Here is a 1,560-nt window from a genome sequence, read left to right as displayed (position 1 = left end):
CACTAGCATTGCATAAAAATATTTAAGCATTGTCAAATTTAAGTTATAGATAAAGTATACTATCTACAGAATATTCAGTCACAACCTTATCCATTTTTAAGAAAAAGAGATAATGGAGTACTAATAGATAGTCTTCATCCACATTTTACCATAATATATTTATTCTTTTTACAGAATCACTGGATTTAATTCTGTTGAATATAAAAACTCTGTTTCTCCTGCCATCACCTGCCTTTCGGTTAGCTGATAGATTTTTTCGTAATCTATCACTCTTCGACCTTTAGAAGTGCGTGATGGTGGTCGATTTATCTTTCTGATAAAAGCTTTTAGACTTTCAAACTTACAGGCTCTAAAATACTTTAGTACTTTAAATAAGCTCTTATCTGTATTGGCTTCTCTTTTTAAAAGAGTTAGCAATACAAAGCTGATTAAAGCAGTAAATATCTGTGATTTAACAGCATTTTCACTGTGTCCATAAAAGACTTTAACATGCAGATGCTGCTTGATCCACTTAAAGAAAATCTCTATCTGCCAGCGATCTCTGTAGTATCTGCTGATTAATACAGCAGAATGTTTAAAGTCGTTTGTAATTAATTTAACTGTACTGCCAGGATTCTCTCTGTCAGGTATTTCTAAGATTCTTAAGATGTTATCCATCTGTTTGTCCTGTTTTTTGTCACCTAAGAGAACAGTTGAATCTTTAACTTCCTGACCATCAATAATTACAGTTTCAGATTTTAAAACTTTAATCTTAGCATTACTCTTAAGCCTTGATAAAAAGAGAATACCAGCATTACAGTAATTATCAAAGCTTTGATAGTCAACATAGGCTCTATCAAAGACATGGAGAGTATCTGTATCCTGGACAATTAGATTATCCATCTTGGTTTTATCTGCACCCTTAGCAGTTGTGATTTCAACTTTATCAGGCATAATATCTCCATCATAAATGATGCGGGTATGTATTTTAATTCCTGCTTTGGTTGATCTAAAATCAGCCCAGGGATAATTGCTTAAAGCCATAGAGACAGTTGATGCATCAATGATATTTAGCTGCCCAAGATTGTTTTTGTAGAAATTAGAACCTCTTTTGGCTAAAGCCTGAAGTTTAATCTGATCAAATATTTTTTCAAAGATTACTGGTGGAATATCTCTCAATTTTCTTGAAAGCTGTGAAGCACTGATAGAATCCATACCAATTTCTTTTTTAAGATCAGATTTATTGCTGACATCAATACTTAAACTGTCGAGAGAGCTGACAGATTCAAGCTGACCATAGAGTAAAATCAAGAATAATCTTTTTGTTGTAAGTTTTTTAGTGTATTTATCCAGTTCAAGTTCAGTAACAATTTTTGAAAATAAATTAAAATTTATTGCAACAAGTAGTTGATTAAATGTGGTTTCTGTGATATCTTTGTCCATAGTGATTGCTCCTTATTTATTGGGATTTGGACAAAGACTATCCTAATCCCAATTATAAGGAGTTTTTCTATTTTAAGCAAGTATTCTCGCTGAAAATAGAACTTGACTTTTCTTAAATATTTTTATGCAATGCTAGTG

General features: G+C 31.8%; 1 protein-coding gene. It reads right to left on the bottom strand.

The window, feature by feature from the left end; translation table 11 throughout:
• Positions 1-168 precede the first annotated feature (168 nt).
• Positions 169-1,422, bottom strand: coding sequence for an IS4 family transposase (locus DFR80_RS15080; RefSeq protein ID WP_114490483.1), 1,254 nt, complete (start codon positions 1,420-1,422; stop codon positions 169-171).
• Between the last annotated feature and the right edge of the window lie 138 nt (positions 1,423-1,560).

It is taken from the genome of Halanaerobium sp. ST460_2HS_T2, assembly GCF_003337665.1.
In the GTDB taxonomy this organism is placed as follows: Bacteria; Bacillota; Halanaerobiia; order Halanaerobiales; family Halanaerobiaceae; genus Halanaerobium; species Halanaerobium kushneri.
Note: the sequence above shows the minus strand (reverse complement) of the source record. Positions and strands in the feature narration are given on the sequence as shown.